Below are 23,709 nucleotides of genomic sequence, written 5' to 3' on the forward strand. Positions count from 1 at the left end.
CGGGCGGGGTCACCCTGGTCATCCGCGCGAGCCCTAGGCCTGTCAACTCGCGCGAAGCGTCCGTATGACGCACCTTCACTGCGAGGGACCGCGGACCACCTATGTGAGACGGAGTCTCGCGGCAGCCAGCGCGAGGATGGGGATCTCAGCGATGCAGCGACTTCGGTCGCGGGAACTGACTCCGCGTTCGGTGCGAGCAGCTGAGTCCGGCAGCCGATCGGCTATTGAGGCGCAAGGCTGCGCCTGTAGTAGACAAGCGACTCGTCACGGTCGATCTCAAGGAACCCGTTCTTGATTAGGACCCGTTGCGACTCGATGTTCTCGAGGTCGGTGTCGGCGACGGCGAAGCGAGCCCCCCACGACGACGCACTCTCGAGCGCCAACCGAACCGCTTCGGTTGCAAGACCTACCCCTCGTGCCGACGGGACGAGACCGTAACCGAACTCCACCTGGTCCGTCGTATCTGGCGGACCGAAGAAGCCGAAGCCTCCGACTGCTCTCCCATCCTCAGTTCGCCGGAGCAGGTACATCGTGAACGGTGTGTTCGTCGGTTCTGCAGCCGCGAGGGATTTCAGCGGGTTGAGCTCATCGTCCAAGGGATACTCACGGTGCCAGTCGTCCCCAGGCAGCTCCTCCCGCTCGATGATTCGCCGAGCGAGGTCGGGAGAGATCGGCTCCAGCGATAGACGAGCACTTCGAAGAATCATCTGCCGATCATCCCATCGCGTCCGTTTGGTGATCAGTCACCGAACCTGACTCTTGAGAGGATGACGGGGTGCGCACTTCTCCGTGGCCCGCTCAGAGCGGGGCTCTCCTCCTCCGCGATCCTCGGCCCGAGGACGCAGACCAGCTCGTCGCCCTGCGGAACAACCCGGTCGTCAACCGGTTCATGCTCCGCACTCATGTCAATCCGGACGCCTACGCCCAAGAGTGGGCCAGCATTCCCGACAGCGACACCGACTTCTCCTGCATCGCGGAGCTGGACGGCCAGCTCGCCGGGCTGGGCTTCCTCGACGTCGTAGACGGCCTGGGACAGCCGGGGATGCCGCTGGCGACGCAAGGCGTCATCGGTTACATGCTGCAACCCGACCTCGCCGGACAGGGACTGGGAACAGACCTGGCACGCGGTCTCCTGACCGCGGCGTTCGACGTGCTCCGGCTCAGACGCGTCACCGCGAGCTGTAACGCTGACAACATAGCCTCCGCCCGCGTACTCGAGAAGAACGGCATGCGACGTGAGCAGCACGGCGTCGAGGACTCCTGGCACGCTGACTTGGGCTGGGTCGACGGCTACCAGTACGCCATGCTCGATCGCGAGTGGACCGCCGCTCGGACCGTCCGATAGCCGATCCGCTATCGGACACCAGCCGGCCGGTCGACAGGTCGTCCTTTGAATGGGCTGTACGAGCGGACTCTGATGTGTGGTCGACTGGGCGCAAACCAGGGGGCACCATGCAACAACCACGTAGGCGAATCGCTTTGCGCGCCGTCCTCCTGGCAGCGATCCCGCTGGTGCTCATGTCCGCGATCGGTGCTTTCCTCCTCCACGACGGACAGGCCGAGGACGGTCGCAGCACCTTCACGGTCGGCGTAATCATTGCAGCTGTGTCCGCGTCGTCCGTCATCTACCAGGTGGACCGTTGGTCCCTCATGCGGCAGTCGCTCACGCACCTCACCATGATGCTCGTCACCGTCCTCCCCGCGCTGCTGCTCAGCGGCTGGTTCCCGGTGGACACGGTCGGCGGCGTGCTCCTCGTCGTCGCGGTGTTCGCGCTCGTGGGCTTGGTCCTCTGGTCGTCGCTGTTCCTCATCATGCGCTTTGTCGAGCGCCGCCAGGCCGCGCGCGTGCAGTAGCCCTCTCTGACTGGCGGCTCGGCATACGTTCGACTCGTCATCGCGCGGCGTCGTCCGGACCGGGATCGGCTACCGGACGCAACACACCACGTGTGCGTGGGCGCTCGGGCCTGTCAGTCGTCGGGCCGATCGCGCGCTCGCCGCGCCAGAGAACTGAGCCCCACGGCAGCGAGGACCGGGCCGAGAAGCGCGATCGGAAGCGGCGTTGACAACGCGATCAGCGTGAGGGCCATGATGCTCGCGCCCACGAGCAATGCCAGGATCGCGAAAGCTGGTTGCATGTACCGCTCCTTCGGTCGGATGAAGACGACGGCCGAGCCGTTCCGGTGGGATCAGTAGACGAAGTCGAACGGCTGTGTCGACTTCTGCAGCTCCAGGGTGGAGCCGGAGGTGCTCACAGAGAAGTTGCCCCATGACGCCGAGACGTTGCCGACTGCCCCGTTCTCGACAGCATGGTAGGAGAATGCCGCGCGCTTCGTTGTGGTTCTTCGGGCAACTGTCCGCGTTCAGCCACGCCAACGCCGCAACGACCCGAGCTTGGTCGACTTGCCACTGGTGTCGTCCGTCGCCATGTCGAGGTGTTGCAGCTTCGCGCACTTGTTGATGTCGAACTCCAGGGTCGCGACGTCTCCCGGATCGGTCTGCCCAGCGAAGTAGTTCGCGAACTTCCAGTGGCCTCCGAACTCCCACCCGTACAGAGTGTTGACCTTGACGACCCAGACCTTGTAGACGTCTGTCGGGAGCGAGGAGAGCGTCGTCGTCGCCTGTCCGCGATGAGCCGCAGCCGCGTCTGCAGCGTCCTTCTGACGCTGCGCTGTGGTGCCGTCGACGAGCTTCGGCTGGCCTTCGAACCGTACCTGGATGTGAGTGTCGAACAGGCGCAGCGCTTCGGCATCTTGGGCAGCCAAGCGGCAGGGGCCGGGGGCAAGAACCCTTGAAGCGCTCGAATCTCACGATCTGGTGACAGACCTGTCCGAGCGCCTCCCCGAAGGAGCGGCGACCGGAACCAGTCAGCCCGCGCTCGGGCTCGTCGATAGGGCGAACGCGAGTGCGGGTACCGCGCGGAGCGCTGACGGCGCCGAGATCGGAGGTCTCACGACACCGGTTCGGCCGGCGATCATCCGATGTCCACGCGACTGCGTGCGACCGCCAAACCCTGCTCTGCTGAGGCGAGGAGCACCGGGTCTGCTGTTCGTCGGAGTTCGACGGCTTGCTGGAAGTCCTCGATCGCGCGTCTTATTTCGCCGTTCGCGAGGAGGGCTTTCCCCCGGTGTTGCCGCATCACGGCCTCGCGTGCCGTGCCCAAGCTCTCTGCGACAAGGACGTCGTACTCCCCCACAGCAAGAGCGGTGTCCCCGAGATCGCGACGGCAATCGGCAGCAAGCGCCCGCACTCGGGGCGTCTGCTGGAGCGATTCGAGGCCGTGAAGAGCAGCGCGGGCGTTCCCGGTCCACAGCAGTTCGATCGTCTCGGCAAGTGGATCCCCAGCGAGGCCGGCTCGGAAGGCGTCCAGGTCGGTGACGGCGGGGCGGAGGTCGGCAGCTCTGATGATCCAACCGGGTCCACCGTCGACGTCGCTCACCATGCAACGAGGGTAGGTGCCTGTCGTGGCTGCCGGCCGGACTGTTCGCGACCGGACACATCGTGGTGATGCGCCGGGTGGCGGCGACCGGGACAGCTCCTTCGGTACGAAGACGGTCTTGGATGCGGCAGCAGACCGAGGAGAATTGGCTCATGTTCGACTGGCAGACGGGACCAACGGGTGATCCGACACCGTAGGCGCTTGACTCTGGTGGGTGTGTTGATCTCGTCCGCTGCGCTTCTGATGACTGCGTGCGCCGATCACGGTCCGCATACTCCGGCGAGCATGGACTCTTCGTTGACCCCAGAACAGTCACACGACAACGTCATGGACATCTTCCAGGCGGTGAAGTCCGTCGTGGGTGAGGGGGGCTGGGACGAGGGAACCGAGTTCGAGTGGAACGACTGTTCGTCCAATGGCGAAGACGGAGCGCAATTCACGCTCACAGCCATCCGCAAGCACCCGCTGCTTGCCACTCCAGCCGTCGTGACCGGGCGAGTTGCTGCAGCGTTGAAGACGTCGGTCGGGTTGGACGGTGCCCCTGTCGAGCACGATGACACGCTCAAGCCCGCACGAACCGTGATCGCCTACCCGAACGGTTACAACGGCGGCACTTCTGCCGATGGGTTCGGTGTCGAATTCCAGTCCGGCACGGACTTCGCCAGCCTTCTCGTCTACGGGCACTGCGTGCCAGGGAAGCCCCCGAAGTTGGGAACTCCGCTCAACCCGCGCCCTTCCGACGCTCCGTAGCCGCTGCGAGCCGGGCCGTCGCTCCGCTCCTGAGCCTGATCGCTCACGAGACGGGCAACTGGCTCGTCGCTCGCCGTGTCAGCGGCACGCCCAATCGGTCCCGAAGGCTTCGTGCACGCGCCGGAGTGCTTCGGGGTTGCCCCACTCGTCGATCTCCGAGCAGTCGGCGGAGGAGCGCGCTGCGACGAGACCCCAGTTGCCGACGCTCTGCCACGAGTACCGGGTGTCGGAACTCGAGCCCGAGGATGCGCCGCCGCCACCTTGCTGCTCCGGAAGCTGCAGCTGCTCACCGTCGGGGAAGACCAGCACCTGACCCAGCGGGTCACAAGTCGGCAGGCGCGTCGTGTCCAGCTGCTCGACCGAGACCGGCGCTGCGGTGGTGCAGGGCGACAAGGTGGCTTCCCCCGCAGAGAGCGTCAGGAAGTCGTCGTCCCGATCGTGCTGGGCACAGCCGACGAGTGCGACTGCAGCCACTGCGAGGATCGCGGGTACGGTCAGGAACTGAGGGATCACCACCTCAGTCTTGTCCTCGCCCGGCTTCTCGGGTTCACTGCGCTCATGGGTCTCGTCGAAGCAACAGCGTCGTGTGTCGAGTCAGTTCCGGAATGCAACGACACGATGAGCGCATCCACCGACCTGCTGTCGGCGGCGTGGCTCGCATCGGCAGTGGTCGTCGCGGTGCTCGTGGTCTTCGTCGTGATCGTCCTGCGGCGTCGTCGCCGACGGTAGGGCTCTCGCCTCTGGCCCACTGGACACCTCGACGTGTTAGGTTGTGCACAACCTAATGGAGCACATCGTGAAACTGACCAGCTCGATCGATCTCGTCACCGGCGTCCTGCTCGCCGGGCACGGCATCGTCATGGTTCGCCGCACTCCGCTGCGCGCCCGAGCCCAGCAGATGCAGCGCCGGGGCTTCGAGCCGGGCGTCCCGCACGCACTCGGCATCCCGGCGCTGCAGGTCCTGTCCGGGCTCGGAGTCGCTGCCGCAGCGGTTCGCCGTGCGCCCGGGCGCGACCTGGTCGGCACCGGCGCCGCCATCGCGGCGACCGCCCTGGGCGGGACCCGGCTCGCGATCGACCTCGAAGACCAGTCGGTGACGACCACGACCGGTGCTGCCGCGGCACTCACGTTCGCCGGTGGGCTTCGACTCCTCACCTCGACCCGCGGCCGTCCGGTCGCCCGGATCCTCACGCTCGGTGCCGCCGCTGCCGCGATCACGTTCGAGGCCGCACGCCGACGCCGAGTCCTCCGCAGCCGCTGACCTCGTCCTCCCACTCCACCGAACCCCACCCCGATCGTGAAAGGCACCACTCCGATGGCAACCCGCACCCCCGCAGTCCGCTCAACGCTCCCCCGGACCATCGTCCGCATCCTGTTCGGCGCGATGCTCACGTGGGCTGGCATCAGCCACCTGACCGTGGCGCGCGAGGAGTTCCAGGCGCAGGTGCCGAAGTTCGTGCCGCTGCCGACGGACGTCACGGTGATCGCGTCCGGCGTGGTGGAGATCTCGCTCGGCGCTGCGCTGATGCTCCTGGCGCGGCGACAGGTGACCGTGGGGTGGGTCGTCGCGGTGTTCTTCCTGGCGGTCTTCCCGGGCAACATCGCGCAGTGGATGCACCACCGCGACGGCTTCGGTCTGGACACTGACACCAAGCGCTTCGTCCGCCTGCTGTTCCAGCCCGTGCTCATCGCGATCTCGCTCTGGTCCACGAACGCCCTGCGCAAGCGCCGCTGAACAACGCCGCACTCGCGCCGCGCGGACGATGGGTGCAGAATCGGCCCCATGAGCGGGGACGACGAGGACCAGCCGCGCGTGGTCGCGGTCAGCAAGGACGGCGAGCACCGGTTCAGCAAACCGTTGGTCGACGCGGTGACCCTGGTCGCCGGGTGGGGCATCGAGGGGGATGCTCACGCCGGTACGACCGTGCAGCACCGCTCCCGGGTCGCGCGTGACCCGTCGCAGCCGAACCTGCGACAGGTCCACCTGCTCCACGCCGAGCTGTTCGACGAGGTCGCCGAGGCCGGGTTCAGCGTCGAGCCGGGCCAGATGGGCGAGAACGTCACGACGAGCGGCATCGACCTGCTCGGGCTGCCGGAGGGCACGGTGCTGCACCTCGGCGGCGACGCCTCGGTCCGGGTCACCGGCCTGCGGAACCCCTGCCAGCAGATCAACGGCTTCGAACCGGGGCTGCTCCGCGCGGTGCTCGGACGAGCCGAGGACGGCACCGTCGAGCGCAAGGGTGGTGTGATGAGCGTCGTGCTCACCGGTGGCACGGTCCGACCGGGCGATCGCATCCGGGTGGAGCTGCCCACCGGCGAGCGACGAGCACTCGAGCCGGTCTGATGCCCCAGCCCTCGCGACGCGTCCTGGTGCTCGGTGGAACCGGCTGGCTCGGACGGACGATCGTCGACGAGCTGTTGATCGAGGGTGCCGACGTCACGTGCCTCGCCCGGGGCACCACCGGCAGCGTTCCCGAGGGAGCGCGCTTCGTGCAGGCGGATCGGTCCCTGCCCGGCGCCTACGAACCGGCCACCGGCACCTGGGACGAGGTCATCGAGCTCGCTCACGCCCCCGAGTTCGTCGCACCGGCGCTCGACGCCCTCGCCGACCGGGCCGCCCACTGGACGCTGGTGTCCACGGTCTCCGTCTACGCGCAGAACGACGAACCGGGCGCCGATGAGTCCGCCCGGCTGGTGGAGCCGGAGGACCCGTCCGCCTACGCCGACGCGAAGGTCCTCGCCGAGCGCACCACGCGGCTCAGGCTCGGGTCGCGGCTGCTCATCGCACGCCCGGGGTTGATCGTCGGCCCGGGTGACCCCAGCGACCGGTTCGGCTACTGGCCGGCACGCCTCGATCGCGGCGGGCCCGTGCTGGTGCCGACGACGGCGGAGCGCTTCGTGCAGGTGATCGACGTCGCGGACCTCGCCTCCTGGCTCGTCCGGGCGGGGCGCGACGGGTCCGTCGGCACGGTCAACGCCGTCGGGGCACCGGTGTCGATGCACGACTTCCTGCGGTGCGTGGCCGAGGTCACCGGGTTCGACGACGAACTCGTCGCGGTGGAGGACGACGTCCTGCTTGCACACGACGTGGCCTACTGGGCGGGCCCCCGATCACTCCCCCTGTGGATCCCGGTGTCGGACGCGGGGTTCGCGCAGCGCTCCGCAGTGGCGTTCACCGACGCCGGCGGGGTGACCAGACCCCTCCGGGACACCGTCGTGCGGGTGCTCGAGGACGAGCGTGCCCGCGGGACGGATCGGGAACGCCGTGCTGGCCTCACCTCGACCGAGGAACGGGCGGTCCTCGCCAGGTAGACCCTCGGTCCCCACCAGGAAGGTCAGGACGCAGCGGCAGCCTGCTCGTACAGACTCGTCGCCAGGTCGTTGAGCACCTCGTGCAGTTCACCCTTGTGCGCCCCGTCGACGGCCCGGAGCATCGCCGCGTACCGCTCCTGGTAGTCCGACACGACGACATGGCCCGGGGGCAGCAGCCGCAGCAGTGATCCTCGGCGATCGGCCGGGTTCGGTGCGCGCTCGAGGAGCCCGGCGGCGCTCATCCGGTCGATCATGTTCGTCACCGCACCGGAGGTCAGCCCCAGGTACCCGGCGACCTCGGTCGGCGTGGAGTACCCGGTGTCGCTGATGAGCACCATGGCCCGGAGCGCGTTCTCGTGCACGCCCGCGCGAGCACTCAGCTGACTCACCAGGCTCGCGTTCGCGCGCACCACAGCGGTGAACGCGGTCATGAGCTCGGCTGCGCTGTCACCGCTTCGTGCTGCTGTCACGACGGTCTTCCTCCGGGTCGGGTGATGGGGGGACAAGGGCCGTCCCCCGCACTGGGGTAAGTATACGAGTCGCACACATGCTCAATCACTGACTATCTTAACCATTGAAGCAAAACAGCCCGAATGTCTTGCTCCCCCCCGACCACTGAGCATCACCGAACGAAGAGGTACCCCGTGTCCACCAAGCTCCGCACCTCCGCACTGAAGCGGATCCGCTTCGCCCCCGTGGCCCTCCTCGCAGGCATCTTCGCCGCCGTCCTGCTCTCCCTCTCGCTCACCGGCACCCTGTCAGGATTCGCCGCGAGCATCACGAACAGCAGCAACACCGCCGCCAGCGGCACGCTGATCATGCAGGAGCAGAACGCCGGCGCGACCGTCACCTGCCTCAGCACCGACGGCGGCTCGGTCTCGACGAACTCGGCGACCTGCTCGACGATCAACAAGTTCGGCGGCAGCACGACGATGACCCCGGGCAACACGGTCAACACCGCGATCTCGATCAAGAACACCGGCACCGCGAACGCCAGCACCTTCACGCTGAACCCGGGCGCCACGTGCACCCAGTCGGCAAACGGTTCGGCCAACGGCACCGCGACCGACCTGTGCGCCAAGATGAACCTCGTCGTCACCTCTGGCTCGACCACCGTGTTCAGCGGCACCCTCGCCAGCTTCAAGGGTGCGGCCGCGTCGGCCATCACGATGCCGCAAGCCCCGGCCGCCGGCGCGAGCGTCCCGTTCAACTTCGCGGTGACCCTCGACTCCTCGGCCGGCAACACCTACCAGGGCCTCGCCGCCTCGGTCCCGATGACCTGGACGTTCACGGCCTGATCCGGCCCGATCCGGCCTGTCCGGTCCGCATCACCACTCCCCCAGACCGGCGACGCTCGGCCGACCCCCTCCGGTCGAGCGTCGCCATTCCCTGAACCCTCGGAGCAGCACCCATGAGCCAGACCGCAGCGATGCCGCTCAGCGGCATGCTCGACCGCTCGGTCCTGCGCGGCCGTCCGGTCACCCGCTCCGAGACCGTCCTGGCGTGGTCGGTCGCCGCGATCGCTGCACTCCTGCTCACCGCCGCCGTCCTGTTCCTCTCCGCCGGCGGCCGCTGGTTCGTCGTCGAGACCCCCTCGATGGGCGAGGCCGCCCCGGTCGGCACCCTCGTGCTCGACCTGCCGGTGGACGCCTCCACCCTGCGGGTCGGCGAGATCGTCTCGTTCGAGACCTCCGCCAACCCGGACGTCGTCTACACGCACCGCATCGTGTCGATCGACGCGGACGGTGGGCTCCACACCCGTGGTGACGTCAACGGCGCGATCGACCCGTGGACGCTCACCCAGGCGGACGTCATCGGCACCCCGGCGCTCCTGGTCCCGCACCTCGGGTGGCTGTTCCGGGCCGCCTCGGTCCTGCTCATCGGCACGCTGATCATCCTGACCCTGACCAGCGCGTTCACCGACCGGGTGACCCGTTCCTGCCTGCGGATCACCGGTGGCGCCCTCACGGCCGCGTACGCGGCCTTCGTGTTCAAGCCGTTCGTCAACGTGACGACGATCACGAACACGTCGAGCCCGAACGGGGTCGAGGCGACCGTGGTCTCGTCCGGGATCTTCCCGGTCCGCATCGACGCCCACGGCGGCAACAGCGTCCACCTGGTCGACGGCGAGGTCGGGCGCGTCGTCATCCACGAGCTCACGGAGCACGGGAACTACCAGCTCATGTCGAACATCGACCTCGACCCCCTGGGTTGGGTCGCCCTGATCGCCGTGTGCCTGGTGCCGCTCGTGGCCTGCCTGGCGGTCGGCCGTGTCGAGGCGGTGCGTCCCTCGTGATCCTCGGTCGCCTGCGCGACGGCCGCGTCGTCGCCGTCCTGCTCGTGGTCGCCCTGGCCGTCGTCGTCCTGCTCAACCAGTTCGCGCCGACCCGCTCGGCCTTCAGCGCACGTGTGACGAACAGCACGAACACCGCGGCGACCGCGCCGTACTTCACGTGCACGGGTGCGGTCGGCGCCGACACCGCGAACGCGCTGTTCGCCTACCGCCTGACCGAGGCCTCGGGGTCGAAGACCGCGACCGACTGGTCGGGTCGCGGCTCCAACGGCACCTACCAGGGCACCATGACCGCGACCACGCCGAGTCCGAACGCCTGCCCACGTGACAGCGGTAGCGCCTACGCGCTGAACGGTTCCACCAGCTACGTCTCGACCCCCCGCTCGGTCGCGAACCCGACGACCTTCAGCGAGGAGGTCTGGTTCCGCACGACCGTCGCGGGCGGCATGCTCATCGGCTTCGGGAGCAGCCAGACCGGCGCGTCGAGCCAGCACGACCGGAAGCTCTACCTGACCACCACGGGGCAGCTCGCCTTCGGTACCTACACCGGCAGCGCCACGCAGGTGCTCACGTCGCCGAGGTCGTACACCGACGGCAGCTGGCACCACGTGGTGACGACGATGTCGCCGACCAACGGCATGCGCCTGTCCGTCGACGGCAAACTCGTCGCGTCGAACGCGGCCTTCACGACCGCCGAGAACTTCACCGGGTACTTCCGCATCGGCTACGACGTCGTCAGCGGGTGGCCGGGTTCGACGAGCAACCCGTACTTCACCGGGTCCATACGGTACGCCGCCGTCTACAGCACCGAACTGACGGCCAGCCAGATCGCCGCGCACGCGGCCGCAGGTTCCTGACGCACTGACTGCCGGCCTGGAGGCGCATCGCGGCGCCGCCACGGGCCTCCAGTCCGTCCCCTGGGCACGTCGACGACGTGGGCCGGGTTGGCGGACCGGGCCCACCAACCCCCAGATTCGGCGCGACGAATCCCGCTGATCAGGCCTTTTCGTGCCCCGGACCGTGCCAGGATCGTCAGGTCCTGAGACGTCGGCGTCTCCGCCCGACCCTCTCGAAAGGCGCCGTTCCCATGTCGTTCTGGGCCCTCTTCCTCATCGCGCTCGGCGTCTCCGCAGACGCCTTCGCCGTCGCCCTCGGCAAGGGCCTGCACATGAAGCGCTTCGACGTGCGGCACGCGATCGTGATCGCGCTGACGTTCGGGGTGTTCCAGGCGGTGATGCCCCTGATCGGCTGGCTGCTCGGGTCCGCGTTCGCGCAGTACATCGCGGCCTTCGACCACTGGGTCGCGTTCGGGCTGCTCGCGCTGATCGGCGGGAAGATGCTGTGGGAGGCGTTCTCGAAGCACGAGGACACCGAGCAGGACACCGATCGGCTGCCGGTCCGGGAGCTCCTCGTGCTCGCGGTCGCGACCAGCATCGACGCCCTGGCGGTCGGGGTCACCCTGGCGTTCCTGCCCGTGTCGATCGGCGGCGCGGTGCTGCTCATCGGGATCACCACAGCGGTGCTGTCGTTCGTCGGGGTCCTGGTCGGTCGTCGAGTCGGTGCCCGCTTCGGCAAGCCGGCGGAGATCGCGGGTGGTGTCGTGCTGATCCTGATCGGCCTGAACATCGTGCTGGAGCACACCGGCGTCATCGGCTGAGGCCGCGTCTCCGGAACCGACCCCGGACACACCGGAGGCCCGTGGCGAGCTGCCACGGGCCTCCGGTCTGGTGCTGGTGCGCGTCAGTAGCCGGTGGTGCTGCCCGCCGGGGCGTTCGCGACGGCTGTGATCACGAGGATGATCCACAGGATGCCGAACACGACCGACAGGGCGCTGATGATGACGCCAGCGAGGGCCAGGCCGCGGCCGCGCTCCCCGGTCTTCTTGATCTGCGAGAGGGCGATGATCGACACGACCAGGCCGGCGATGTTCACCACGAAGGCCAGGACGAACCCGACGATCGCCATGACGTTGAAGCGGTCGGACGACGGCTGCATGGGCGCACCGTACGGCTGTGGTCCGCCGCCTGCGTAGGGGTTCGGGTTCTGCTGGTTGAACTGGGGCGTGCCGTCACTCATGGCGCCGCGTCCTCTCTGGTCAGGGATTGTCGACACAGGAAACGTACAGGACCAGCGGGCTGATCGGGGGGTGGGATCATCGGAACATGGGATGGCTCCGCCGACACGTGCTGCACGGCGGCCGGTACGACGAGCGTGATCGACGTGACCAGCTCCGGCGGTACGTCGCCCGGGGCGACCGCCTCGTCGCGTTCCTCACCGGTCACGGCGATCCGTCCGCCGCGCGGGTGCGGGCTCGCGTGGACCACGCGCGGGAGCTGCTCGAGCACGGATGGTCCCGTGACGACCTGCTGACGGTCGCCGCCCCGGTGTGGGCACCGTGGCCGAGCAGCGAGGGGCGTGATGCGGGGGCGCCTGCTCCGGAGGACGCCGACCGGGCGGACGGGTTGATCGCGGACCTGAACGCCGTGGCACTCGAGCTGCGGGCCGTCGCCGAGGTCTGACGGTGCACTGACCGGCAGCACGACACCCGTCAGATGTCGAGCACCCCGTCCACCGCGTCCGACCGGTCGGCGATGTGCCCGGTGGCGATCTCCTCCTCCAGGTGCACCGTGACGTACGTCCAGTCCTCCACGTGCCCGGCGTCGTCGAACACCCGGTAGCGCCGGCGGAGCCGCAGGTACGGCACGGCGCGGTGCTCGAACGACACCACGAGCTCGGTCGCCGGCCACTCCCCCTCGATGGTGGCGTCGACCGCCCGGTAGTCGCTCGCCGACCGGCGGGGCTCGGGGTGGTCGCGGGTCCACAGGATGCCGGGCTGGTCGAGGGCTTCGAACACGGCCACGAGGTCCGCGACCGCGCGCTCCCGTGCGGCAGCGTCCAGGTCGTGCAGCGGCCAGTGCGCGCCCTCGACGTCGGTCAGGTCGAACCGCTCCGTCCACGGCGCGAGGGCTGCTTCCAGACGCTCCTGTTCGTCCTCCCACGACGTCTCGTCCTCGTCGCTCGCGGCACGGGAGGGCAGGTCATCGGTGGTGACGGTGACGGGGAGGCCGCCGCTCACGTCGAGGTCGACCTCCCGGGACACGTAGACGATGCTTCGGAACACGGACGCGTCGGGGTCCCGTCGCGGACCGGTCGGTGCGTACCGGATGGTGAGCACCGAGCCCGTGCGGCGGACGTCCTCGACCAGGTGGTCGACGGCGATCGTCGTCCGGCTGCCGTCGTTGCGGACGAGCACCAGTTCAGTCGGCGGGGTCGGCAGGGGCGGAGCGGGTTCCGCCTGCGGTTCAGGCGGCGGGACGAAGCCGCCCTCGACGCCGCCGAAGCTGACGCTCCAGTACCGGGGCCCATCGTCGTCATCGTCGTCCAGCAGCTCGGGGTCGTCGTCCTCCGGCTCCTCGCCGGCAGCGAGCGTCGCCGCCCACTGCTCCGGCGACGGCCAGAACGGCTCGGACGGCGCCCACGGCAGGGTCTCCGGGTCGACGCCGTCGAGCGGGTCGTCCGAGTCCCCGTCGTCGTCCTCGACCGCCTCGTCGTCCTCCGGATCCTCGGAGTCCTCGTCCTCACCCATCCACATCGACGCGTCACGCGGGTCGCCGATCCACAGCCCCTCGACGTCCGCCCCGAGCACGCGTCGATCCCCGAGGTCGACCGCGCACGTCACCCCGGCCGGCGTGACGTGCACGGCCGTCCGCGACTCTGTGTCGAGGTCGCCTTCAGCGTCCTCGCGCGACAGGTAGACCACCCAGGCGCCCCCGTCGGTCGCGAGGACCCCGACCTCGTCGACCGCACCGTCCGGCAACGGGGCGTCCGGCCACGTCACCCACCGCACGTCGTCGCCCGTGACGACCGCCGCGACCGGTCGCGTGGCGTCCGGCACGATCGTCGCGTCACCGACGCCGACGGCGTCGACGGGCTCGAGGAAGCTGCTCATGCAGCGACCGTACCGCGGGCCTGTGGCCAGCCCGTGAACCAGACAGGAGGCCCGTGGCGGGCCCGCACCGTGCCTCCCGTCCGACCGTTGCCCGTCCACCTGCCGGACCCGCCGCAGCGGCCGGGCGCATGATGGGCGGATGGCACGCATCCTCGTCACCGGATCCACCGACGGCCTCGGGCGGGGGACCGCCGACTCGCTGCTCCGCAGCGGACACGACGTCGTCGTCCACGCGCGCAACACGGCCCGCGCCGAGGCGGTCGCCGACCTGGTGGAGCGCGGCGCCGAACTCGTCGTCGCCGACCTGGCGGACCGCGACGCCGTGATCGCCACCGCTCGCCAGCTCGACGCCGGCACCCCGCTCGACGCCGTCGTGCACAACGCCGGCGTGATCTCGGGCCGTTCCCTGGTGCCCGTCAACGTCGTGGCGCCCTACCTGTTCACCGCGTTGCTGCGCTCGCCGGAGCGGCACGTGTACCTGAGCAGCGGGATGCACCGGGGCGGCCGTCCGCGCCTGGATACCATCGACTGGACCGGCGCGTCGGAGACGAACTCGTACTCCGACACGAAGCTGTTCGTGACGGCACTCGCCGCCGAGGTGCCGCTCCGACGCCCGGGCGTGCTGAGCAACGCCGTCGACCCGGGCTGGGTGGCGACCAAGATGGGCGGGGCCGGCGCTCCCGACGACTTCGAGCTGGGACACCGCACGCAGGAGACGCTCGCGACCGACCCGGACCAAACCGTGACAGGTGGTTACTGGTTCCACGGAGAGCGGCAGGAACCGCACCCGGCGGTCGCCGACCAGCGGTTCCGCACCGAACTGCGCGACGCGCTCGCCGAGGCCACCGGCATCACGCTCTGAGTCGCTGACGGAACCGCCGCGACCGGTCGGGTGCTCCTGCGAAGGCGTTCGTCGCGCCCGGACGAGGATGGCGTCGACACGACGAACGGAGGACCCGGTGACCCTCGGCCTGCACAACGGATCGAGCGGGTGGCAGCGCGTGCGACGGCACGGCCTGCTCCTCGCGAACGTCGCCGTCTTCGTCGTGTGCTTCGTCGGCATGGTGTTCTCCGGGTGGCGGGTGTCCGTGGCGGACGCGATGCAGCACGGCGAGGCGGCCGTGTCGCTCTGGGGCTTCCTGACCAGCGGCGACTTCGCCGAGGCCACGTTCGAGAACTGGGAGAGCGAGTTCCTGCAGATGGGCGCGTACATCGTGTTCACGGTGTTCCTGTTCCAGAAGGGGTCGAGCGAGTCCGAGCCCCTGGACGAACAGAGCCCGCAGGACGATGACCCCCGGGAGCACGCCGACGACCCGAAGGCGCCGTGGCCGATGCGCCGGGGCGGGATCGTGCTCGTGCTGTACGAGAACTCCCTGCTGATCCTGTTCGCGGTGCTGTTCCTCGGCAGTGTCGGCCGACTTCGACCGCGTGGCTGCGACGGCCGTCGGGGTGCTCGTCGCCCAGCTCGAGGAGGGTGCCCCGGCGACACCCGGGGTGCTGCGCTCGCGCCACGCGCTGGTGGTGCGGGCGTCGTCAGCGACCCGTTCGGGACGGGAGGCCCGTGGCGGACCCGCCACGGGCCTCCCGTCCGTCCTGGGGTGGTGTCTCAGGCCGCGACCGGCTCCGCAGGTCGGTCACGCAGTGCCGGGCAGTGCTCGGCGGTGGGGTGCTCGGTGATCGCGATGACCTGCTCGAGGCGCCCGCGGACCGCCTCGAGCTCGGCCAGCTGCGCGGTGATCCGGTCCCGCTCCGCGAGGAGGAGCGCGAACGACTCTGGCGTCGACTCCCCGCGGTCGACGCACGGCAAGAGCTGCACGATCGTGCGGCTCGCGAGCCCGGCGGCGAACAGTTGCTGCACGAGCTGGACCCGCTCCACGGCTGCGTCCGTGTAGATCCGCTGCCCGCTCGCGGTGCGCGACGCGGTGAGCAGTCCCTGCTCCTCGTAGTACCGCAGCGAGCGGACGCTGACGCCGGTCGCGGCTGCGAGGTCACCGATGCGCATGTCGACTCCGATCCGGGCTTGCCCCTGACATGGATGTGAGGTCTTAGCGTAGCCGAGCCACTGCGGGAGACACCCGCGCGGCAGGAGGAGACACCATGGACATCGCTGGATCGGTCGCACTCGTCACGGGCTCGAACCGGGGCATCGGACGCCGCTTCGCGCTGCAGCTGCTGGAGCGCGGCGCCACCAAGGTCTACGCGACCGCACGTCGACCCGAGCGCGTGGACATCGAGGGCGTCGTGGCGCTGCCGCTCGACATCACCGACCAGGCATCGGTCGAGGCGGCGGCCGCCGCCGCGGGCGACGTCACCCTGCTCGTGAACAACGCCGGCATCTCGACGACGGGCTCGTTGCTCACCGACGACCTCACCGATGCGCGCCGCGAGATGGACACGCACTACTGGGGGAACCTCGCGATGATCCGGGCGTTCGCGCCGGTGATCGAGCGGAACGGTGGCGGCGGCATCGTGAACGTCCTGTCCGCACTGTCCTGGTTCGTCTACCCGGGATCCGGCGCGTACGCGGCGGCGAAGGCCGCCGAGTGGAACCTGACGAACGCCGTCCGGTTGGAGCTCGCAGGCAAGGGGATCAGCGTGCAGGGGCTGCACCTCGGGGCGGCGGACACCGACATGATGGACGGCTACGAGGGGCCGAAGGTCGACCCGGCCGACGTGGCGCGGGCCGCGCTGGACGGCGTCGAGCGCGGTGCGGCCGAGGTCGTCGTCGACGACTGGAGCCGGATGGTGAAGGCATCGCTCGCCGATGCACCGGAGCGCTTCTACGCGCAGTTCGCCTGAGGGTCGCCCCTGACTGGGGGCATGTCCCCGCAGCGCAGTCCTGGACCCGGCGCTGGGTCATCAGCGACCATGGACCCGGATCAGGAACGGGGGGCACGTCGCCCGCCGCTGGAAGGGAACCATGCGTCCTGTCAGGAACGCACTCAGCACCGGGGCGATCGTCGCGATCCTCGCCGGGCTCACCATCACCGCAGCACCCGCCCAGGCGGCGACCCCGGGGACCGGCGCGAGCTGCGCCCCGGGGACCCTGTCGGTGCAGACGCTCGAGAGCGGCTGCACCGCGACGTCCGGCACGGTCGTCACGCCCGACGGCCGCACCTTCGCGCTCCCCGCACCGGGTGAGAGCGTGATGGCGAGCAGCACCTCGGCGCCGGGCGCGCCCGAGCTCGCCGACGTCCTCATCGCGAACAACGGCTCCGCCGGTGTCGCCGTCCGCGTCGACGAGGCCTGGACCGGTTCGGCCCCCGCCGTCCAGCAGGAACGTGCGCAGAGCCAGGCCGCGACCGCGCAGGAGCCCGCCGCGACGACCGCTGCGACCACGAAGTGCACGAGCACGGCGTGGAAGGCGTCCGGCTACAGCTGGGCGAGCACGGTCAAGTGGTACTACAACCAGACCGGCCAGAAGTCGACCTACGCCAAGGACGCCCTGCGCAAGGGCGCGAACGCGTGGAACGGCACCATCTCGGCCTGCGACCGCACGGTGACGTCGACGGCGAAGAACGACTACCTGCGCCTCGCGACCCAGAAGCCGAACCTCACCGACCAGGGCGGCTGCTCGCGCAACAACGGGTACAACGTGATGGGCTGGGGCAAGCTCCCCACCGGCACCCTCGGGGTCACGTGCGTCTGGTTCGACGGCAACGGCAACGCCCGTGAGGCCGACCAGCGCTACGCCACCGGCTTCAAGTGGAGCTCGACGGCCACCTGCTCGGGCGCCCGCTTCGACACCCAGGTCGTCGCGACGCACGAGTGGGGCCACCTGTACGGGCTCGACCACGTCGCCACCGGTACCGGTCAGGTCATGGAGCCGTCCGGCGGCTACTGCGAGCTCGGCGGCCGCACGCTCGGCCGTGGCGACATGACGGGCATCTCGACGCTCTACTGAGCTCGATGCGCTCCTGGGACAACGACGGGGTCGCGGCGGAGAACCGCCGCGACCCCGTTCGTCTGTCTGTGGGGCTGGAGGTCTTGCTCAGACCGCGTCGGCGCGCAGGAACTCCGCCACCGGGGTCGACCCCTCGTTGAACCGGAAGGTGTTGCCGGCCGTGCCCGGGTTCTCGACCGCGTCCGCGACCACGTGCGCCACGTCACCGCGCGGCACCTGGCTCGACGTGCCGTCCCAGTCGACGGACCCGGTCGGCTCGTCATCGGTCAGGGTGCTCGGGGCGACGATCGTCCACTGCAACCCGGAGTCGCGGAGCACGGCGTCGGCGATCATCTTGGACTGCGCGTAGGCGAAGAAGTCCTGGTCCTGCGGGACCCCGTGGTCGAGCTGCGAGCCGGAGAACGACACCATCACGTAGCGGTCGACCCCGGCCTGCTTCGCCCCCTGGATCGAGAGCACCGCGGCGTCGCGGTCGATGGCCCAGGTGCGGTCGACGGAACCGCCACCGGCACCGGCCGACCACACCACCGCGTCGTGCCCGCGCACGAGCTCGGCGAAGTCGTTCAGGGACTGCTGCTGGATGTCCGCGACGTGCGGTTCGCCGCCGTGCGCCCGGATCTCGTCGGACTGGTCGGCGTTCCGGATGACGGAGGTGACGGTGTGCCCGCGCTCGGACAGGATGCGGGTGGCGAGGAGTGCGACCTTGCCGTGGCCGCCGAAGACGATGACGTTGCTCATGGCCCGGACGCTACTCGGGGCGGCTCCGTGCCCGGGGAACGCGGGACGTCCGCTCGTCGCTCGTCGCTCGTCGCTCGTCGCCCGTCGCCCGTCGCCTGCGATGCTCGGAACACCCGGGGGCACCGTGCGTACCGTCGGGGGCAACACGACAGGAGTCACGATGAGCAAGCAGCACGAGCAGCACACCCTGGTCCGCACCCTGGTCCTCGGCATCATGAGCGGCGGCCGGAGCGCCACCCCGCTCGCCGTCCTCGCACTGAACCACGACCGGTCCTCGCTGAAGGGGTCGTGGCAGCAGTGGAAGGTCTTCAGCACCCCGCTCGGCCGTGGGCTGCTCGTGGCGTCCGCGGTCGGTGAGCTCATCGGCGACAAGCTACCGAAGACCCCGAATCGCATCGCCCCCTCTGCGCTGCTCGGTCGCGTCGCGTCCGGTGCCCTCGCCGGTGCGGCCCTCGGCACCACCGGCAAGCGCGACCTGCGCATCGAGGGCGCGATCCTCGGTGGCGTCGGCGCCCTCGTCGGCAGCTTCGTCGGCTGGGGCGTGCGCAAGCTCGTCGGGAGCACGGGACTTCCCGACCCGGTCGTCGCGCTCGCCGAGGACGCCGCGGTCGTCGCGGGCTCGGTGAAGGTCATCACCGCCGACTGAGGGGCGGGAGCGGCGGTCAGGACGTGCCGCTCAGGTCCGTGGGGTGGTCGCGATCTGTCGGTCGCCGGGTCGGTGGCCGACAGTTCGTGACCGGTCGGCATTCGCCTCCCGACGTGTCGTGACCGGCCGACCGACCGGCCGACCGACATCCCGACAGCGGTAGGCACGGTGCCCGACCGCCACGGGCCTTCCGACCGCCACACCCGACCGTTCCTGCTCACGATCCACAGGCCGCGGCCTACGGTGGCCCCATGCACATCGTCGTCATCGGAGCCACCGGCCACATCGGCTCGTTCCTCGTCCCCCGTCTCGTCCGCTCGGATCACCGGGTCGTCGCCGTCACCCGCGGCACGAGCACCCCCTACGTCGATGCCCCGGAGTGGCAGCAGGTCGAGCGGATCACCGCCGACCGCGAGCAGGAGGACCGCGACGGCACCTTCGGCAGCCGCATCGCCGCGCTCGGTGCCGACGCCGTCGTCGACCTCGTCTGCTTCACCGAGTCCTCCGCCGCAGCCCTGGTCGACGCGCTCCGCGGCACCGGTACGCACCTGGTGCACTGCGGCTCGATCTGGCGCGCGGGTGTCTCGCACGTGCTGCCGATCACCGAGCGGAACGCGACCCAGCCGTTCGGCGACTACGGCGTCCAGAAGGACGCCATCGCCCGGATGCTCAAGGAAGAAACTGCATCAGGCGGTTTGGTCACGACGTCGCTGCACCCCGGGCACATCAGCGGGCCGGGCTGGACGCCGATCGGTCCGCTCGGCAACCTCGACACGTCGGTGCTGACGAAGCTGTCCGCCGGCGAACCGCTCGAGGTCCCCGGGCTCGGTGCCGAGACGATGGCCCACGTGCACGCCGACGACGTCGCGCAGGCGTTCCAGCTGGCGGTCGAACACCGCGACGCTGCGGCCGGCGAGGACTTCTTCATCACGGCCCCGACGGCGCTCACCGCGCGCGGGTACGCCCACCTGGCAGCGTCCTGGTTCGGCCAGGAGGCCCGGCTCGACTCCGTCACGTGGGACCGGTTCCGCGAGACCACGGCTCCGGAGCACGCTGACGCCAGCTGGGAGCACCTGTCCCGCAGCCAGGTCTTCAGCACCGAGAAGGCGAACCGGCTGCTCGGCTACGGCCCGACGTTCACCGCCGAGGAGACCGTGCTCGACGCCGTGCGCTGGCTCGTCGACCACGGTGAGCTCGAGGTCGCGAACCCCCTGGTCCGCTGAGCACCGTGGTCACACCCGCTCCGGCTCGACCACGAGCCCGCGGTTCCGGTGCACGACCCAGACCGTCGCGGCGAACCCGGTCAGCACCGCGGCACCGATCGTGACCGCCGTCCAGCCCCCGGCGTTCCACAGCACCGACGCCAGCGCGGAGCCGATCGCGCCGCCGATGAAGTTCGAGGTGACGAAGGCCGTGTTGAGCCGACTCCGCGCGGCCGGGTCGACCGAGAACAGCCGGGTCTGGTTGAGCACGTTCGCGGCCTGCACGGCGACGTCGAGCAGCAGCACGGCGAGCAGCACCACGACGATCGAGTGCGCACCGATCCCGGCGACGACCAGGGAGACGAGCAGGAGCACGATCGCTCCCCCGGTGACGGGTACCGACAGCCCCCGGTCGTGCAGTCGCCCGACCCGCTGCGCCGCCACGGCACCCGCGAGCCCCACCAGGCCGACCAGCCCGATGCTGCTGGTGGAGAAGTCGTAGGGGTCGCTGCTGAGCAGGAACGTCAGGGCGGTCCAGAACATCGTGAACACGGCGAAGACCGACGAGCTGATCACGAGCGTGACCTGCACGGTCCGGTGGGTCCGGACGGCACGGAACACCGACAGGATGAGCTGCGGGTACGCCACCTCGGCGCGGGTTCCGAGCTCCGGGATGGCGCGGCGCAGCAGCACGGCGAGGACGATCGCGACGACAGCGGCGAGCACGTAGATCGCACGCCACCCGAACGCGTCCGCGACCAGGCCGCTGATCGTCCGCGACACCAGGATGCCGGTGAGCACCCCGGACGCGATCGTGCCGACCACGCGTCCGCGCTGCGCGGGGTCGGCGAGGTCCCCGGCCAGCGGGATGAGGAGCTGCCCGGCGACCGTGGTCAGCCCGACCAGCGCCAGGGCGACCAGGAGCGTCGCGAAGGTCGGAGCGATCGCGGCGAGCAGCAGCGCGACGGCGGAGGCGACGAGCACCCAGGGGATGAGGCGTCGGCGGTCGAGGACGTCCCCGAGCGGCACGACGAGCAGGATGCCGAGGGCGTAGCCGACCTGGGTCAGCGTGAAGAGCAGTCCGGCGAGCGACGCCGAGGTGCTGAGCGACGATGCGATGTCGTCGAGCAGCGGCTGCGACCAGTACAGGTTGCCGACCGCCGCTCCCCCGGCGACGGCGAACAGCAGTGTCCGGCCCGTCGACATCGAGTGCTCCGTGCTCATGCTCCGGGTGCTCCGAGCGAGGCGTTCCGCAGGGTCTCGTCCACGAAGTCGGCGTGGTTCCGGGTGAACTCGGGGTCGGTGTCGACGAACGGCATGACCTCGACGCTAGGGCCGACCGCGGGGCCGTGACAGGTGCTGTCTTCCCCCCTCAGCCGTCACCGCCGCCGGAACAGCTCCCCCAGGTGCCACGGCCCGGGCGCGAGCCGCACCGCTGCCTCGGCTCGGACCCGTTCCTCGAGTTCGCGGTCGCGGGTGAGTTCGTGGATCTCCTGCTCGGCACGCCACCGGAACCGCAGTCGACCGAGGAACCCGGTCGTCGGAGCCTGGACGACGGTCTCGACGGACTCGGTCTCGTTCACGCGTCCTCCCCGGCAGCAGCAGCGGCGGCAGCGCCAGCAGCACCAGCGGAGATGGTGTCCGTCGACACGGCCGTCGCGCTCGTCGCAGCGAGGTTCGCCAGCAGCTGCAGCCGTTCCTCGGAGGACGACCCGGGCTCGGTGCCGTACACGACCATGGTCAGTCCGGAGTCGGTGACGAGCTCCATCGTCTCGTAGGTCATGTCGATGTCGCCGACGTCCGGGTGGTGCACCCGCTTCACGCCGCTCCGGTGCCGCATCACGTCGTGCGCGGCCCAGCGTCGCCGGAACTCGTCGCTGCGGGTGGAGAGCTCCCCGATCAGGTCCGTCAGCCCCTTGTCGTACGGCGAGCGGGCCGCCTCGGCGCGCAGCGCGGCGACCACGTCCCCGGCGACCGAGTCCCAGTCGCGCCAGAACTGCTGCCCCCGCGGGTCGAGGAACGCGAAGCGCGCGGTGTTCGGGGTACCGGAGGGCGAGAGGAACAGCGGCGAGTACACCGCTCGGGCGAGGCTGTTGCCGGCCAGGAAGTCGAAGCGTCCGTTGCGGACCCAGGCGGGCGCGCTGATCGAGTCGAGCACCCGCTGCACGTTCGGCCGCACCTTCGACGTCGGGGTCGTCCGGCGCGAGGCCCCCGAGGCGTTCTGCAGGCGGGCCAGGTCGAACAGGTGCGCGTGCTCGGCGTCGTCGAGACGGAGCGCGCGGGACAGCGCTTCGAGGACGCCCTCGGACACACCGGTCAGGTTCCCGCGCTCGAGGCGGACGTAGTAGTCGACGCTCATCCCCGCGATCAGTGCGAGCTCTTCACGACGCAGTCCCTTGACGCGGCGGACCCCGCCGAAGTCGGGCAGCCCGACCTGCTGCGGCGTGACGCGCTCGCGGCGTGTGCGCAGGAAGTCACGCACTTCGCTCCTGGTGTCCATGCGTCCACGGTACGGCCGGCAGGGTGGCGGAAGCAGGGGCTGCTGGTACCCGTCAGGTGGCGCCCGGCGGTCGTAGCGTCGTCGGCATGGAGACAGTCACCCTGAACAACGGCCTCGAGATCCCCGCCATCGGTTTCGGCGTGTTCCAGAGCGCCCCGGAGGAGACCGTGGACGCCGTCCGCACCGCCCTCGAGACCGGGTACCGCCACATCGACACCGCCGCCGCGTACGGCAACGAACGCGAGGTCGGCGAGGGCATCCGTGCCTCGGGCGTCGACCGTGACGACATCGTGGTCGAGACCAAGATCTGGGTCTCGGACTACGGCTTCGACGAGACCCTGCACGCCTTCGACAAGGCCACCGGCAAGCTCGGCTTCGACACGATCGACGTGCTGATCCTGCACCAGCCCGCGCCGGACCGCTTCGAGCAGACCGTACAGGCGTACCGGGCGCTCGAGCGCCTGTACGCCGACGGCCGGGTCCGCGCGATCGGTGTGAGCAACTTCATGCCGCACCACCTGCGCTCCCTGCTCGAGCAGTCCGACGTCATCCCGGCGCTCAACCAGGTCGAGCTGCACCCGTACTTCACCCAGCCGGACGTCCAGCGCGCCGACGCTGCGCACGGCATCCTCGACCAGGCGTGGTCCCCCATCGGCGGCATCACGTTCTACCCGGGCTGGGGTGACGAGCGGGTCAGCGTGATGGACGACCCGACGATCGGGTCGATCGCCGAGGCGCACGGCAGGACGCCGGCGCAGGTGATGCTCCGCTGGCACGTGCAGCAGGGGCGGAACGCGATCCCGAAGTCGACGAACCCCGGTCGCATCGCCGAGAACTTCGACGTCTTCGACTTCGCGCTGACCGATGACGAGCTCACGCGGCTCGATGCGCTGGACACCGGCCGTCGCAACGGCCCGGACCCGGACGGGGCGGACACGAGCCGGTTCGACCGGGTGATCCCGGAGGCCTGACGCGACCA

The 23,709-nt window shown here is 70.0% G+C and carries 31 protein-coding genes and 1 pseudogene; 19 read left to right on the top strand and 13 right to left on the bottom strand.

The window, feature by feature from the left end:
• Window positions 1-221: 221 nt before the first annotated feature.
• Entirely contained in the window at window positions 222-707 is a 486-nt protein-coding gene (locus tag H489_RS31650; RefSeq protein ID WP_017887837.1) for a GNAT family N-acetyltransferase, read from the bottom strand.
• 68 nt (window positions 708-775) lie between these two features.
• Here H489_RS31650 and H489_RS31655 point away from each other — a divergent pair, with 68 nt between their 5' ends.
• Both H489_RS31655 and H489_RS31660 read left to right on the top strand, forming a co-directional pair.
• Window positions 776-1,345 carry a GNAT family N-acetyltransferase gene (locus H489_RS31655; RefSeq protein ID WP_017887838.1) on the top strand — a complete coding sequence of 190 codons (570 nt, stop codon included), beginning with the start codon at window positions 776-778 and terminating at the stop codon, window positions 1,343-1,345.
• Between the two features lie 134 nt (window positions 1,346-1,479).
• Window positions 1,480-1,854 (top strand): DUF3021 family protein, encoded by a 375-nt coding sequence (locus H489_RS31660; RefSeq protein ID WP_017887839.1) that lies wholly within the window; start codon window positions 1,480-1,482, stop codon window positions 1,852-1,854.
• A 113-nt stretch (window positions 1,855-1,967) separates the two neighbouring features.
• Here the strand turns inward: H489_RS31660 and H489_RS38335 are convergent, their stop codons facing one another.
• The 3 genes from H489_RS38335 to H489_RS31670 all read right to left on the bottom strand — a co-directional run bounded on the left by H489_RS38335 (window position 1,968) and on the right by H489_RS31670 (window position 3,439).
• The gene (locus H489_RS38335) at window positions 1,968-2,135 is read right to left on the bottom strand and encodes a hypothetical protein (protein ID WP_017887840.1); all 168 of its coding nucleotides are present in this window, start codon (window positions 2,133-2,135) and stop codon (window positions 1,968-1,970) included.
• Between the two features lie 225 nt (window positions 2,136-2,360).
• A complete protein-coding gene (locus H489_RS31665; RefSeq protein ID WP_017887841.1) occupies window positions 2,361-2,762 on the bottom strand; it encodes a hypothetical protein in 402 nt (133 codons plus the stop codon).
• Window positions 2,763-2,971: 209 nt separating this feature from the next.
• On the bottom strand, window positions 2,972-3,439 hold the full coding sequence (locus H489_RS31670; protein WP_017887842.1) for a tetratricopeptide repeat protein: 468 nt from the start codon (window positions 3,437-3,439) through the stop codon (window positions 2,972-2,974).
• 324 nt (window positions 3,440-3,763) lie between these two features.
• Between H489_RS31670 and H489_RS31675 the strand changes: the two genes are divergently transcribed.
• Complete coding sequence (locus H489_RS31675; RefSeq protein ID WP_017887843.1) at window positions 3,764-4,186, top strand: hypothetical protein; 423 nt, start codon at window positions 3,764-3,766, stop codon at window positions 4,184-4,186.
• Window positions 4,187-4,264: 78 nt separating this feature from the next.
• On the opposite strand, the gene H489_RS31680 is transcribed toward H489_RS31675, so the two are convergent.
• Window positions 4,265-4,699 (bottom strand): hypothetical protein, encoded by a 435-nt coding sequence (locus tag H489_RS31680; RefSeq protein WP_139179587.1) that lies wholly within the window; start codon window positions 4,697-4,699, stop codon window positions 4,265-4,267.
• A 283-nt stretch (window positions 4,700-4,982) separates the two neighbouring features.
• On the opposite strand from H489_RS31680, the gene H489_RS31685 reads away from it, so the two are divergent.
• From H489_RS31685 to H489_RS31700, 4 genes are read left to right on the top strand one after another with little or no spacing between them, the layout of a single operon-like run.
• Window positions 4,983-5,447, top strand: a complete 465-nt coding sequence (locus H489_RS31685) for a hypothetical protein (protein WP_152427299.1) — start codon at window positions 4,983-4,985, stop codon at window positions 5,445-5,447.
• A gap of 54 nt (window positions 5,448-5,501) precedes the next feature.
• The gene (locus H489_RS31690; protein WP_017887847.1) at window positions 5,502-5,921 is read left to right on the top strand and encodes a MauE/DoxX family redox-associated membrane protein; all 420 of its coding nucleotides are present in this window, start codon (window positions 5,502-5,504) and stop codon (window positions 5,919-5,921) included.
• A gap of 48 nt (window positions 5,922-5,969) precedes the next feature.
• Window positions 5,970-6,530, top strand: coding sequence for an MOSC domain-containing protein (locus H489_RS31695; protein WP_017887848.1), 561 nt, complete (start codon window positions 5,970-5,972; stop codon window positions 6,528-6,530).
• Window positions 6,530-7,498, top strand: a complete 969-nt coding sequence (locus H489_RS31700) for an NAD-dependent epimerase/dehydratase family protein (RefSeq protein WP_017887849.1) — start codon at window positions 6,530-6,532, stop codon at window positions 7,496-7,498. The genes H489_RS31695 and H489_RS31700 overlap by 1 nt, the downstream gene beginning before the upstream one ends.
• 23 nt (window positions 7,499-7,521) lie before the next feature.
• Here H489_RS31700 and H489_RS36975 read toward each other — a convergent pair whose 3' ends face one another.
• Window positions 7,522-7,968, bottom strand: coding sequence for a MarR family winged helix-turn-helix transcriptional regulator (locus H489_RS36975; RefSeq protein WP_139179589.1), 447 nt, complete (start codon window positions 7,966-7,968; stop codon window positions 7,522-7,524).
• A 174-nt stretch (window positions 7,969-8,142) separates the two neighbouring features.
• Here H489_RS36975 and H489_RS31705 point away from each other — a divergent pair, with 174 nt between their 5' ends.
• The 4 genes from H489_RS31705 to H489_RS31720 all read left to right on the top strand — a co-directional run bounded on the left by H489_RS31705 (window position 8,143) and on the right by H489_RS31720 (window position 11,448).
• The gene (locus tag H489_RS31705; protein ID WP_017887851.1) at window positions 8,143-8,796 is read left to right on the top strand and encodes a hypothetical protein; all 654 of its coding nucleotides are present in this window, start codon (window positions 8,143-8,145) and stop codon (window positions 8,794-8,796) included.
• A gap of 113 nt (window positions 8,797-8,909) precedes the next feature.
• Entirely contained in the window at window positions 8,910-9,794 is an 885-nt protein-coding gene (locus H489_RS36980; protein WP_017887852.1) for a S26 family signal peptidase, read from the top strand.
• Window positions 9,791-10,648 (top strand): LamG domain-containing protein, encoded by an 858-nt coding sequence (locus H489_RS31715; RefSeq protein ID WP_017887853.1) that lies wholly within the window; start codon window positions 9,791-9,793, stop codon window positions 10,646-10,648. The genes H489_RS36980 and H489_RS31715 overlap by 4 nt, the downstream gene beginning before the upstream one ends.
• Before the next feature lie 230 nt (window positions 10,649-10,878).
• A complete protein-coding gene (locus H489_RS31720) occupies window positions 10,879-11,448 on the top strand; it encodes a manganese efflux pump MntP family protein (protein ID WP_017887854.1) in 570 nt (189 codons plus the stop codon).
• A gap of 83 nt (window positions 11,449-11,531) precedes the next feature.
• Here H489_RS31720 and H489_RS0119565 read toward each other — a convergent pair whose 3' ends face one another.
• Entirely contained in the window at window positions 11,532-11,867 is a 336-nt protein-coding gene (locus H489_RS0119565; protein ID WP_017887855.1) for a DUF4190 domain-containing protein, read from the bottom strand.
• A gap of 86 nt (window positions 11,868-11,953) precedes the next feature.
• Here H489_RS0119565 and H489_RS31725 point away from each other — a divergent pair, with 86 nt between their 5' ends.
• Complete coding sequence (locus H489_RS31725; RefSeq protein WP_017887856.1) at window positions 11,954-12,310, top strand: hypothetical protein; 357 nt, start codon at window positions 11,954-11,956, stop codon at window positions 12,308-12,310.
• Between the two features lie 29 nt (window positions 12,311-12,339).
• Here H489_RS31725 and H489_RS31730 read toward each other — a convergent pair whose 3' ends face one another.
• Window positions 12,340-13,740 (bottom strand): hypothetical protein, encoded by a 1,401-nt coding sequence (locus tag H489_RS31730; protein WP_017887857.1) that lies wholly within the window; start codon window positions 13,738-13,740, stop codon window positions 12,340-12,342.
• A 139-nt stretch (window positions 13,741-13,879) separates the two neighbouring features.
• On the opposite strand from H489_RS31730, the gene H489_RS31735 reads away from it, so the two are divergent.
• The gene (locus tag H489_RS31735) at window positions 13,880-14,602 is read left to right on the top strand and encodes an SDR family NAD(P)-dependent oxidoreductase (protein ID WP_017887858.1); all 723 of its coding nucleotides are present in this window, start codon (window positions 13,880-13,882) and stop codon (window positions 14,600-14,602) included.
• Between the two features lie 67 nt (window positions 14,603-14,669).
• A pseudogene (locus tag H489_RS38795) lies at window positions 14,670-15,140 on the top strand (DUF6766 family protein); the annotation flags it as partial.
• Window positions 15,141-15,346: 206 nt separating this feature from the next.
• Here H489_RS38795 and H489_RS31740 read toward each other — a convergent pair.
• The gene (locus H489_RS31740) at window positions 15,347-15,742 is read right to left on the bottom strand and encodes a MerR family transcriptional regulator (RefSeq protein WP_017887859.1); all 396 of its coding nucleotides are present in this window, start codon (window positions 15,740-15,742) and stop codon (window positions 15,347-15,349) included.
• Between the two features lie 95 nt (window positions 15,743-15,837).
• Between H489_RS31740 and H489_RS31745 the strand changes: the two genes are divergently transcribed.
• Window positions 15,838-16,539, top strand: a complete 702-nt coding sequence (locus H489_RS31745) for an SDR family oxidoreductase (protein ID WP_017887860.1) — start codon at window positions 15,838-15,840, stop codon at window positions 16,537-16,539.
• A gap of 121 nt (window positions 16,540-16,660) precedes the next feature.
• Complete coding sequence (locus tag H489_RS31750) at window positions 16,661-17,644, top strand: matrixin family metalloprotease (RefSeq protein WP_017887861.1); 984 nt, start codon at window positions 16,661-16,663, stop codon at window positions 17,642-17,644.
• Between the two features lie 87 nt (window positions 17,645-17,731).
• On the opposite strand, the gene H489_RS31755 is transcribed toward H489_RS31750, so the two are convergent.
• Entirely contained in the window at window positions 17,732-18,382 is a 651-nt protein-coding gene (locus H489_RS31755) for an SDR family oxidoreductase (RefSeq protein ID WP_017887862.1), read from the bottom strand.
• A gap of 160 nt (window positions 18,383-18,542) precedes the next feature.
• On the opposite strand from H489_RS31755, the gene H489_RS31760 reads away from it, so the two are divergent.
• Window positions 18,543-19,028 carry a DUF4126 family protein gene (locus H489_RS31760; RefSeq protein ID WP_017887863.1) on the top strand — a complete coding sequence of 162 codons (486 nt, stop codon included), beginning with the start codon at window positions 18,543-18,545 and terminating at the stop codon, window positions 19,026-19,028.
• A gap of 251 nt (window positions 19,029-19,279) precedes the next feature.
• Window positions 19,280-20,251, top strand: a complete 972-nt coding sequence (locus H489_RS31765) for an NAD-dependent epimerase/dehydratase family protein (RefSeq protein ID WP_017887864.1) — start codon at window positions 19,280-19,282, stop codon at window positions 20,249-20,251.
• Between the two features lie 9 nt (window positions 20,252-20,260).
• Here H489_RS31765 and H489_RS31770 read toward each other — a convergent pair whose 3' ends face one another.
• From H489_RS31770 to H489_RS31780, 3 genes are all read right to left on the bottom strand, one after another.
• Window positions 20,261-21,454, bottom strand: a complete 1,194-nt coding sequence (locus H489_RS31770) for an MFS transporter (protein ID WP_017887865.1) — start codon at window positions 21,452-21,454, stop codon at window positions 20,261-20,263.
• Between the two features lie 155 nt (window positions 21,455-21,609).
• Entirely contained in the window at window positions 21,610-21,813 is a 204-nt protein-coding gene (locus tag H489_RS31775) for a hypothetical protein (protein WP_017887867.1), read from the bottom strand.
• On the bottom strand, window positions 21,810-22,730 hold the full coding sequence (locus tag H489_RS31780; RefSeq protein ID WP_081612321.1) for a helix-turn-helix transcriptional regulator: 921 nt from the start codon (window positions 22,728-22,730) through the stop codon (window positions 21,810-21,812). Before H489_RS31780 ends, H489_RS31775 begins: the two co-directional genes overlap by 4 nt.
• Window positions 22,731-22,816: 86 nt before the next feature.
• Here H489_RS31780 and H489_RS31785 point away from each other — a divergent pair, with 86 nt between their 5' ends.
• Window positions 22,817-23,701: an aldo/keto reductase gene (locus H489_RS31785; RefSeq protein ID WP_017887869.1), complete on the top strand. Its 885-nt coding sequence runs from the start codon at window positions 22,817-22,819 to the stop codon at window positions 23,699-23,701.
• Window positions 23,702-23,709: the final 8 nt, after the last annotated feature.

It is taken from the genome of Curtobacterium flaccumfaciens UCD-AKU, from assembly GCF_000349565.1.
Taxonomy (GTDB): domain Bacteria; phylum Actinomycetota; class Actinomycetes; order Actinomycetales; family Microbacteriaceae; genus Curtobacterium; species Curtobacterium poinsettiae.

Coding starts and splice junctions, on each gene's coding strand:
- H489_RS31785 (WP_017887869.1), top strand. CDS start 22,817: ATGGAGACAGTCACCCTGAACAACGGCCTCGAGATCCCCGCCATCGGT.
- H489_RS31740 (WP_017887859.1), bottom strand. CDS start 15,742: ATGCGCATCGGTGACCTCGCAGCCGCGACCGGCGTCAGCGTCCGCTCG.
- H489_RS31750 (WP_017887861.1), top strand. CDS start 16,661: ATGCGTCCTGTCAGGAACGCACTCAGCACCGGGGCGATCGTCGCGATC.
- H489_RS31745 (WP_017887860.1), top strand. CDS start 15,838: ATGGACATCGCTGGATCGGTCGCACTCGTCACGGGCTCGAACCGGGGC.
- H489_RS31770 (WP_017887865.1), bottom strand. CDS start 21,454: ATGAGCACGGAGCACTCGATGTCGACGGGCCGGACACTGCTGTTCGCC.
- H489_RS31695 (WP_017887848.1), top strand. CDS start 5,970: ATGAGCGGGGACGACGAGGACCAGCCGCGCGTGGTCGCGGTCAGCAAG.
- H489_RS31720 (WP_017887854.1), top strand. CDS start 10,879: ATGTCGTTCTGGGCCCTCTTCCTCATCGCGCTCGGCGTCTCCGCAGAC.
- H489_RS31675 (WP_017887843.1), top strand. CDS start 3,764: ATGGACATCTTCCAGGCGGTGAAGTCCGTCGTGGGTGAGGGGGGCTGG.
- H489_RS31765 (WP_017887864.1), top strand. CDS start 19,280: ATGCACATCGTCGTCATCGGAGCCACCGGCCACATCGGCTCGTTCCTC.
- H489_RS31780 (WP_081612321.1), bottom strand. CDS start 22,730: ATGGACACCAGGAGCGAAGTGCGTGACTTCCTGCGCACACGCCGCGAG.
- H489_RS31725 (WP_017887856.1), top strand. CDS start 11,954: ATGGGATGGCTCCGCCGACACGTGCTGCACGGCGGCCGGTACGACGAG.
- H489_RS36980 (WP_017887852.1), top strand. CDS start 8,910: ATGAGCCAGACCGCAGCGATGCCGCTCAGCGGCATGCTCGACCGCTCG.
- H489_RS31730 (WP_017887857.1), bottom strand. CDS start 13,740: ATGAGCAGCTTCCTCGAGCCCGTCGACGCCGTCGGCGTCGGTGACGCG.
- H489_RS38335 (WP_017887840.1), bottom strand. CDS start 2,135: ATGCAACCAGCTTTCGCGATCCTGGCATTGCTCGTGGGCGCGAGCATC.
- H489_RS31670 (WP_017887842.1), bottom strand. CDS start 3,439: ATGGTGAGCGACGTCGACGGTGGACCCGGTTGGATCATCAGAGCTGCC.
- H489_RS0119565 (WP_017887855.1), bottom strand. CDS start 11,867: ATGAGTGACGGCACGCCCCAGTTCAACCAGCAGAACCCGAACCCCTAC.
- H489_RS31690 (WP_017887847.1), top strand. CDS start 5,502: ATGGCAACCCGCACCCCCGCAGTCCGCTCAACGCTCCCCCGGACCATC.
- H489_RS31700 (WP_017887849.1), top strand. CDS start 6,530: ATGCCCCAGCCCTCGCGACGCGTCCTGGTGCTCGGTGGAACCGGCTGG.
- H489_RS31650 (WP_017887837.1), bottom strand. CDS start 707: ATGATTCTTCGAAGTGCTCGTCTATCGCTGGAGCCGATCTCTCCCGAC.
- H489_RS31735 (WP_017887858.1), top strand. CDS start 13,880: ATGGCACGCATCCTCGTCACCGGATCCACCGACGGCCTCGGGCGGGGG.
- H489_RS31755 (WP_017887862.1), bottom strand. CDS start 18,382: ATGAGCAACGTCATCGTCTTCGGCGGCCACGGCAAGGTCGCACTCCTC.
- H489_RS31760 (WP_017887863.1), top strand. CDS start 18,543: ATGAGCAAGCAGCACGAGCAGCACACCCTGGTCCGCACCCTGGTCCTC.